The following is a 9106-nucleotide window of genomic DNA, read 5'->3' on the forward strand; positions in this document are numbered from 1 at the left end:
GCCGATTTACCAAGCCCTTGAAAAAGTGAACGGCATTGCCGAAGACTTGACATGGGAAATTTTTAAAGATACGCTGATTGAACAAGCTGAGCAAGGCGTGGATTATTTTACCATTCATGCAGGCGTGTTATTGCGTTATGTACCATTGACGGCAAACCGTTTGACAGGGATTGTCAGCCGTGGTGGTTCAATCATGGCACAGTGGTGCTTGGCGCATCACAAGGAAAATTTCCTTTATACCCATTTTGATGAAATTTGCGAAATCATGAAAGCCTATGATGTGTCGTTTAGTCTGGGCGATGGACTACGTCCTGGCTGTATCCAAGATGCTAATGACGAAGCGCAATTTAGCGAGCTCAAAACCTTAGGAGAACTCACGCACCGTGCGTGGCAACATGATGTACAAGTGATGATTGAAGGACCGGGGCATGTACCGATGCATATGATTAAGGAAAATATGGATCTACAACTTGAAGTGTGTAGCGAAGCCCCATTTTATACGCTTGGACCACTCACCACCGACATCGCCCCAGGTTATGACCATATCACCAGTGCGATTGGGGCAGCAATGATTGGTTGGTATGGCACGGCAATGCTGTGTTATGTTACGCCAAAGGAGCATTTAGGTCTGCCTAATAAAAAGGACGTAAAGGACGGTATCATCACTTACAAAATCGCCGCCCACGCCGCCGACCTTGCCAAGGGTCATCCGCTCGCCCAAGTGCGTGATAATGCCTTATCTAAGGCACGGTTTGAGTTTCGTTGGGAAGACCAATTTAACCTTGCCCTAGACCCTGACACAGCAAGGGCAATGCACGATGAGACCATGCCAAAAGAAGCCCATAAATCGGCACATTTTTGCTCGATGTGTGGTCCGAAGTTTTGTTCCATGAAAATCACGCAAAACGTGCGAGAATACGCCAAAGGGCTAGAATATGATCAGCGGGCGGGCTTTGATGAGATGCGCCAAAAATACCACGAGACAGGCGCCAAGCTCTATCATCCATTATAAATCAAACCAAAAACCGCACCCATGGTGTGGTTTTTTATTCTGTATCAAAAATTTTACCCATCAAAAAGCACCCTCAAAATCTGCTATAATAAGCAAATTTTTATAATAATTGTGAGTAGCATGTCTTTATTTTCTTATTTTGAACGCAAGATTGACCCTTACCCAAGCAGCCCCATGCCTGTGATGAGTCGTGGTAAATTGTTGTCGTTCTTGTGGGCATGTACTGAGGGTGCGCGTGGTTGGATTTTTGTCCGCATTGTGCTGTCGGTGCTGCTGGGGGTGTTTGGTTCGTTGCTCTTTGCTTGGGCGGGGGATGTGGTTGATTGGCTGACCATCTACACCCCAAGTACGCTTTGGCAAGAAAAAGGACAGACCATCATGATGATTTTGGGTCTGTGTGTCTTGTCGATTTTTGCAGAATTTTTTGGTAATTTGATTCGCTTTCAGGTACTTCAAGGTGTTCTACCGATGCGACTTCGTTGGTGGTTCCATAAGCACATGCTCGGACAGTCGATGCAGTTTTATCATGATGAGTTCTCTGGGCGTGTCTCTGCTAAGGTCATGCAGACGGCGTTGGGTGTGCGCGATACGATCATGACGATGGCGGAGATGGTGTCTTTTGTGTCGGCGTATCTTATTACCAGTGGAGTGATTTTGCTTGGGCTTGATTTTTGGTTATTTGTGCCGTTTGGGATGTGGCTGATTACAGTTGTGGTGGTGATGAAGTTTTTCTTACCACGACTAAGGCAGACCGCCAGCGATCAAGCCGATGCTCGTGCACTGATGACAGGCCGCGTGACGGATGCTTATGCTAACATCAGTGCGGTTAAGCTATTTAGTCACTCAAACCGTGAACTTGGCTATGCCAAATCTGCCATGAGTGAATTCATGACCACCGTGCATGCACAGATGCGCTGGGTGTCGCTGCTGGGTACGACGACCGAGACCATCTCGCTCATCATGATCGTCGGCAGCACCGCGATTGGTGTGTATTTGTGGATGGCAGGCGAGGTCACTGTGGGTGCGATCGCCATTGCTTCGGGCATCGCGCTGAGATTAAAAGGCATGATTCAATGGATCATGTGGGAGATGGCAAGCTTATTTGAGCACATCGGCACAGTACAAGATGGCATGAGTACACTGACCACGCAGCACGCCATCGTTGATGATGCGGATGCAACTGAGCTTGTCGTGTCCGAAGGCAGTATTGTTTTTGATGATGTGTCTTTTAATTATGGTAAAGCAGATTCGCCAATCAAGCTGTTAGAGCAGTTTAATTTATCTATCAAAGCTGGCGAGAAAGTCGGTCTGGTTGGTCGAAGTGGCGCGGGTAAATCCACGCTAGTGAATCTATTGCTTAGATTCTATGATGTTGATGGTGGTAGAATCTGTATCGATGGTCAGGACATTAAGCGCGTGACTCAGAACTCTCTTCGCCAAAACATCGGCATGGTCACCCAAGATACCGCGCTACTGCATCGTACCGTGCGTGAGAACATCGCTTATGGTAAGCCGAACGCCACTGATGAAGAGATCATCGCTGCTGCCAAGGCGGCACATGCGTGGGATTTTATTCAGACATTGCAGGATAAGTATGGCAATGTGGGGCTTGACACACAGGTGGGTGAGCGCGGTGTGAAGCTCTCAGGTGGTCAGCGTCAGCGTATCGCCATCGCACGCGTCATGCTAAAAAATGCGCCGATTCTACTGCTTGATGAGGCAACTTCTGCACTAGACAGTGAGGTAGAATTCGCCATTACCCAAAGTCTAGATGACATGATGTCTGGCAAGACGGTCATCGCCATTGCACATCGCTTGTCCACCATCGCAAGCCTTGACAAGCTTGTGGTGATGGACAAAGGTCAGATCATCGAGATCGGCAGCCATGATGAGCTCATCGCCAAAGGTGGTGTGTATGCGCACCTGTGGGCGAGACAGTCTGGTGGCTTCTTAGGTGAGATGGACGAATAACAAAAAACCCCAAGTGATGAGCTTGGGGTTTTTTGTTTGGTGAGTTTAGCCTTTTTTGGCGATGACTTTACGCACCTTGTCGCGGGCGCGGTCTTGCTTGAGACGTGATAGATAATCAACGAATACGATGCCCTTTAAATGGTCTAATTCGTGTTGAATGCACACCGCCAAAAGACCATCCGCCTCCACGCTAAAATCTTGCCCATTCTCGTCTTTGGCCTCGATGCGCACGCGAGCAGGACGCTCTACGGTGTCATAGACTTCCGGAATGGACAGACAGCCTTCTTGGTAGGGTGCCAGCTCTTCGGTTAGTGGCGTCACCTTAGGATTAATATATACTTTGGGCTGCGGCTCTTCGTCTTCTTTGGCCAGATCCATGACTACCACCTGAACATGTCTGTCCACCTGGGTGGCAGCCAGCCCGATGCCGCGAGCATCGTACATGGTCTCGAACATGTCTTTGATGAGTGTTTTGATGGTGTCGTCAATCACGTCTACTTCTTTGGCGACGGTGCGCAGGCGTGGATCTGGATAATGTAAAATTGGTAAAATTGCCATAAATTTCTCATATTTTTGTTAAATTTACCACCATTATAATTCAAAGCCCTTTTAATGGCAAAATTTATGCAAAATAGAAACGCTTTTTGCCAAAATTTCCCCAAAAGAAACCAAATTTTGTGTAAAATGGTGTTTTTGTCTTTGAATCGCTGCGCTAAACCCAAGGAGAAGCCATGACCGCCCCACGTACCGCACAGATTAGCCGAAATACTGCTGAGACGCAGATTTTTGTTTCTATTAATATTGATGGCACTGGCATCAGCAAGCTCGACACAGGTGTGCCATTTTTGGATCACATGCTTGAGCAGATTACACGTCATGGACTGTTTGACCTTGAGATCAAATGCACGGGCGATACGCACATTGATGATCATCACAGTGTCGAAGATGTGGGTATTGCGCTTGGTCAGGCGCTAAAGATCGCACTTGGCGACAAAAAAGGCATCCGCCGTTACGGGCATTTTTATGCGCCGCTTGATGAGAGCCTAAGCCGTGTGGTGGTGGATATCTCAGGTCGCCCAAGCCTACACATGGACGTGCCATTTACGCGTGCATATGTGGGCAAGCTTGATGTGGATTTGTTCAGCGAATTCTTTTATGGGCTTGTGAATAATGCTGCCATTACATTGCACATCGACAACCTAAAAGGCAAAAACAGCCACCATCAGATCGAGAGCGTATTTAAGGCGTTGGCGCGTGCGCTGCGCATGGCGTGTGAGATCGATGAGCGCGCAGGCGGTGTGTTACCATCGACAAAGAATGTACTATAAGGTTTTGATTGTATTATGAAAATTGCATTATTGGATTATGGTGTCGGTAATTTATACTCTGTCGCTAATGCCCTAAAAACTGTCGGTGCTGACGTCATCATCACCAATGAGCCTGACAAAGTCGCCGCCGCTGACAAGGTGCTGCTGCCAGGTGTTGGTGCGATCGGTGATGCGATGCACCACATGAGAGCGGCAGGCGTAGATGTCGCTGTTAAGCAAGCCTTGAAGGACAAGCCTGTGATGGCAATCTGTGTTGGTATGCAGGCGATGTTCAACTATTCTACCGAAGGTGGTCGAGTAGAGTGTCTGGGTGAGATTGCAGGCGGTGTGGAGCGTTTTGATGATTCTTGGACGGACAACAATCAGCCTATCAAGATCCCGCACGTTGGTTGGAATGTGGTAAAGACTGATACTGATCACATGCTGTGGCAGGGCTGTGCGAACAAGCATTTTTATTTTACCCACAGTTATTACTGCAAGCCTGACATGGCAGACGTGCGCAATGACGGCATCATCGTGGCGACGTGTGATTATGGCGTGGAGTTCTGTGCGAGCGTCATTAAGGATAATCTGTTCATCACCCAGTTTCATCCTGAAAAAAGCCATGAAGCAGGACTGCGATTGCTATCTAATTTTGTCAATTGGCAAATCTAATTCATCCTTGATGTACGATGTTCCACGTGAAACAAAAAAGCACGCTTTTATGAGCGTGCTTTTTGATGGAATTGGTTTAGTCTTGCCAGCGACCAAAAACCAAACTGCCATTCGTACCACCAAAGCCAAAGCTGTTCGAGATGGCGTAATTAACATTATCCACCTTACGAGCGGTATGAGCGATGTAGTCTAGGGTACAGCGCTCATCAGGGTTGTCTAGGTTGATGGTTGGGGGCAATGTTTGGTTTTGTAGAGCGAGCACAGTAAAGATCGCTTCGATCGCTCCTGCTGCGCCCAGTAGATGACCTGTCATCGATTTGGTGGAGCTCACCAGGATGTCATCGCCAAATAAACTCTGGATCGCACAGCTCTCAGCGACATCGCCTGCCGGCGTGCTTGTGCCATGAGCATTGACGTAGCCGACTTGGTTGGCATCTAGACCTGCATCACGTAGCGCATTTTGCATTGCACGGCGTGCACCTTCGCCATCTTCTGGTGGGGCAGTGATGTGACTTGCGTCATCACTCATGCCAAAGCCTACCAATTCAGCCAAGATGGTCGCGCCACGAGCTTTGGCGTGAGCTAGGCTCTCAAGTACCAGAGCGCCAGCACCATCACCCAGAACGAAGCCGTCACGATCTGTATCGAAGGGTCGACTTGCACGTGTGGGTTCATCATTGCGTGTTGATAGAGCGTGCATCGCGCCAAAGCCTGACATGCCTAGCGGTGTAGAGGCTTTCTCACTACCTCCAACCAATACTGCATCCAAATCACCATAAGCGATGAGTCGTGCACCCAGTCCGATGGCGTGAGTGGAGGTGGTGCAGGCTGTGGCTGTGGCTAGGTTTGCACCTTTTAAACCGTGACGGATGGCAATCAGACCTGCAGGCATGTTCACAATGGCACCTGGGATGATAAAGGGCGAGACTTTCTTTGCGCCATGGGCTTTTAGGGTGTCTCGGCTGCTCTCAATGGTTCCGATACCGCCAATGCCTGAGCCCATCACCACGCCAAATCGCTCGCCATCGACATTAATCGGCAAGCTGTCGCCTTTGATGTCATCAATCAGACCTGCATGATGTAGGGCTTGTGCAGCTGCCACTTGTGCATAATGCATGAATTCGTCATAGCGACGAACTTCTTTCGGATTTAGGTAGCTTTTGGCATCAAAATCTTTGATAAGACCTGCAATTTGTGAGCGAAATTCAGCCACATTAATGTCATTACCAAAGCTCTCAATCTTGGTAATGCCGCTTTTACCATTGGTTAAATTCTCCCAGATGGTTGCAAGGTCGTTACCCACAGGAGTAATCGCGCCCATGCCTGTAATGACAACGCGTTCATGGTCTGGTCTTTGATGGTGAATGGGTTTTTGAGTCATGGTATCATCCGTCGATTTGTGCGAGCGCACATTTATTTTTTGTTACAAATTAAGCTATCTTAACATGATTTTTTGAGGATGAAAAGTTTACAACTGTATTTTTCTTGATTTGCACCGCCTTGTCAGCTACCTACGGCGATTATGTCTAATTTATAAACACAAAATATACAATTTGCCGATTGCACTAACGATGATTTTTACTTATGATGAATTTATAACATATCATAAATTTTAAGTTTGTTTAATTTTGGAGGTTTCTCATGAAAATCATGCTACCAGTTATTTCAGTTGTTGCGTTGGCATTGGCAGGCTGTGCCACTAATAATGTCAGCGATGTTAAAGCGCCGGCTTCAAGCACTTATCAAGTGCATTCGGCGAACTTCATCTGTGCAAATGGCATGACGCCAAAGCTGACTTATATTAATGACAGCCAAGCTCAGTTGACGCTAGAAGGCACGACCACGACGCTAACGCTAGATACTGCTGGATCCGGCGAGCGTTATGTTTCACAAAATGGCATCTTCGGCTATGGCGGTGAATGGCATCAAAAAGGCGACGTAGCGGCTTTTGCCTACAAGAATCTTCACGGTGTTCCTGCCGAAGTGGCTTGTGAAGCTGAGTAATTTTTTGAATAATAAAAAAACCGCATTGATTTGCGGTTTTTTTGTGGGTGGATTTATTAAGGAAAGCAGACTTGTCCTAGCACGACCGATCTGTCCGCTCCTGTGACACTTGGTAAGTTACCTACTTGTGATAGCATGGTCTGACGAGCAAGCCAAGCAAAAGCCAAGCTCTCTACTAATGTCGGCGGCACACCAAGCGCATCAGTTGATTGAACTTGCCAAGCAGGCAAGTGGTGTGACAGACGCGCCATGAGATGGCCATTTAACGCGCCGCCGCCGCAGACGAATAATTCACCACCATCGGCTGAAACTTGCGTTAATGCATTAGCGACGCTGACAGCCGTCAGATCGACCAGAGTCGCCTGCACATCCTGTGGTGCGTACTCGCTGCTATGCTGTGCATCGAACTTAGCTAATTCTGTATCTAGCCATTCTAAGTTAAACTCTTCGCGACCCGTGCTTTTTGGGTGGGGTTTTTTAAAGAAAGGGTGTCTTAATAGCTGCTCTAACAGAGGCGTGATGATTTGCCCAGACTTGGCCCATACGCCATCTTTATCAAAATCAGCACCGGTGTGGCGCTTAGTCCAGCCATCAAGCAGGAGGTTAGCACAGCCTGTGTCAAAGCCAATGACCTCGCGTTCGCCATCAGATAATAATGTGATGTTGGCGATACCGCCTAGATTCAGGACGGCTTTGGTGCATTTGTCATCGAAATCATTAAATATGGCTTCGTGAAATGCTGGCGCAAGTGGCGCACCTTGGCCGCCCACAGCCATATCACGGCGGCGAAAATCACTAACAACAGCGATGCCAGTGCGCTCTGTCAGCACGTTGGGGTCTAATAGCTGTAAGCTAAATTGCCAATGTGGACGATGGCGCACAGTTTGCCCATGACAACCGACGGCACATACTTCTTCGCTACTAATGCCTGATTTATCCAAGAGCTCTAGCACGGCTTGGGCGCATAACTCACCATAAAACACACTCGCCCAGCCAAAGACATCAAGCTCGCTTTCAAAGCTTAGCTTATTATCCTTAATATAGCCATCCGTGCCATTGGGTGCAGTTAAGGCAAGTAGCGCAGCTTTTAGATCATCGGGAAAATCGACACCGTGACTGGCAATCACGACAGGCTTTTGATCATCAAAGCGGCACAATACAGCGTCAAGCGCATCGAGACTGGTGCCGCTCATCATGCCAATAAAATACGGCGCTTCTTCATTTTGTAATTCAAAATCATCAAAATTCATAATTTTCTCAGTCAAAAAATAAAATATAGGATAGCAGAGTTTGAGAAATTTGTAACGACTTCAACTAAATGTAACAAAATATGTCGATAATTTGATAAATGCAACTTATTCTCAAAAATAGCAACATATCATTACCATTATGCTATATTATTTTTATGTTGCTTGGCTATAATGCGCTCATGGATCAGTGTGATTCATATTTCATTAACCAAGCAATAAGAGAATAATCATGAAAGCATTAAAACTAATCGCACCGCTATTCGCTCTAGGCATCGGACTGTCTGGCGCTGCACATGCACAGGCTACCATGGATGCTGCCACCGCTGACAAAACTGCAGTTAAAGTTCGCCAAGTAACTTATAAATGCACCACAGGCGGCACCACCAAGGTGACTTACGGCTTTAATAAGCAAAAACTACCAACGTATGCCGAAGCCAACCTAGGTGGTAAGACTCGCTTCCTACCGATCAACCTAGACCGTTCTGATGTGGCAGGTACGTTCTTTGGAGATGAAGACAGCTGGCAGATTGGTTCAGATGCCTTAACATTGAATAACTATCACAAGTCTGATGTACTGATCCAAGATCCATCAGCCAATACAGCTTATAAAGGCTGCAAAGTATCTAAAGTAAAACGCATTAAAGGCTAAATCGATACTTATATAGAATAAACAAAAGCCATGTGAAATGCATGGCTTTTGTTATTTGTATAATAGTAGATGACAAAAGTGCAGAAGGAGAGTGTGGTAGTAAACTTAGAAATAAAGATAAAACAAAATCCCCCAACAAATCAACCACTTACAAACTTTCTCCACTTTTCCTAAAATTTCCCCTTGACCAACCTCATTTCTCCCCCTATAATACGCACCACTCAAGCACAGCAAGTCA

Annotated in this window: 10 protein-coding genes; 7 read left to right on the forward strand and 3 right to left on the reverse strand. The window is 47.0% G+C overall.

Annotated features, from left to right (window positions below; translation table 11 throughout):
• Both thiC and GY683_RS08700 read left to right on the forward strand, forming a co-directional pair.
• On the forward strand, positions 1–1012 hold a 1012-nt coding region (gene thiC / locus GY683_RS08695), incomplete at its 5' end, for a phosphomethylpyrimidine synthase ThiC (protein ID WP_297288351.1).
• A 120-nt stretch (positions 1013–1132) separates the two neighbouring features.
• On the forward strand, positions 1133–2983 hold the full coding sequence (locus GY683_RS08700) for an ABC transporter ATP-binding protein (protein WP_297288352.1): 1851 nt from the start codon (positions 1133–1135) through the stop codon (positions 2981–2983).
• Between the two features lie 45 nt (positions 2984–3028).
• Here GY683_RS08700 and def read toward each other — a convergent pair whose 3' ends face one another.
• Complete coding sequence (gene def / locus GY683_RS08705) at positions 3029–3541, reverse strand: peptide deformylase (protein WP_297288353.1); 513 nt, start codon at positions 3539–3541, stop codon at positions 3029–3031.
• Positions 3542–3714: 173 nt separating this feature from the next.
• Between def and hisB the strand changes: the two genes are divergently transcribed.
• Both hisB and hisH read left to right on the forward strand, forming a co-directional pair.
• Positions 3715–4311 carry an imidazoleglycerol-phosphate dehydratase HisB gene (gene hisB / locus GY683_RS08710; protein WP_297288354.1) on the forward strand — a complete coding sequence of 199 codons (597 nt, stop codon included), beginning with the start codon at positions 3715–3717 and terminating at the stop codon, positions 4309–4311.
• 15 nt (positions 4312–4326) lie between these two features.
• The gene (hisH, locus tag GY683_RS08715; protein ID WP_297288355.1) at positions 4327–4965 is read left to right on the forward strand and encodes an imidazole glycerol phosphate synthase subunit HisH; all 639 of its coding nucleotides are present in this window, start codon (positions 4327–4329) and stop codon (positions 4963–4965) included.
• A 76-nt stretch (positions 4966–5041) separates the two neighbouring features.
• Here the strand turns inward: hisH and fabF are convergent, their stop codons facing one another.
• Positions 5042–6346 (reverse strand): beta-ketoacyl-ACP synthase II, encoded by a 1305-nt coding sequence (gene fabF / locus GY683_RS08720; protein WP_297288356.1) that lies wholly within the window; start codon positions 6344–6346, stop codon positions 5042–5044.
• Positions 6347–6606: 260 nt separating this feature from the next.
• On the opposite strand from fabF, the gene GY683_RS08725 reads away from it, so the two are divergent.
• A complete protein-coding gene (locus tag GY683_RS08725; protein WP_297288357.1) occupies positions 6607–6969 on the forward strand; it encodes an MliC family protein in 363 nt (120 codons plus the stop codon).
• A gap of 56 nt (positions 6970–7025) precedes the next feature.
• On the opposite strand, the gene GY683_RS08730 is transcribed toward GY683_RS08725, so the two are convergent.
• On the reverse strand, positions 7026–8219 hold the full coding sequence (locus GY683_RS08730; protein ID WP_297288358.1) for an anhydro-N-acetylmuramic acid kinase: 1194 nt from the start codon (positions 8217–8219) through the stop codon (positions 7026–7028).
• A 229-nt stretch (positions 8220–8448) separates the two neighbouring features.
• Between GY683_RS08730 and GY683_RS08735 the strand changes: the two genes are divergently transcribed.
• Positions 8449–8868 (forward strand): adhesin, encoded by a 420-nt coding sequence (locus GY683_RS08735; protein ID WP_297288359.1) that lies wholly within the window; start codon positions 8449–8451, stop codon positions 8866–8868.
• A 41-nt stretch (positions 8869–8909) separates the two neighbouring features.
• Positions 8910–9106, forward strand: a 197-nt coding sequence (locus GY683_RS08740; RefSeq protein ID WP_297288360.1) for a hypothetical protein, incomplete at its 3' end; no start/stop codon positions are given.

It is taken from the genome of Moraxella sp. (assembly GCF_024227015.1).
Taxonomy (GTDB): Bacteria; Pseudomonadota; Gammaproteobacteria; order Pseudomonadales; family Moraxellaceae; genus Moraxella.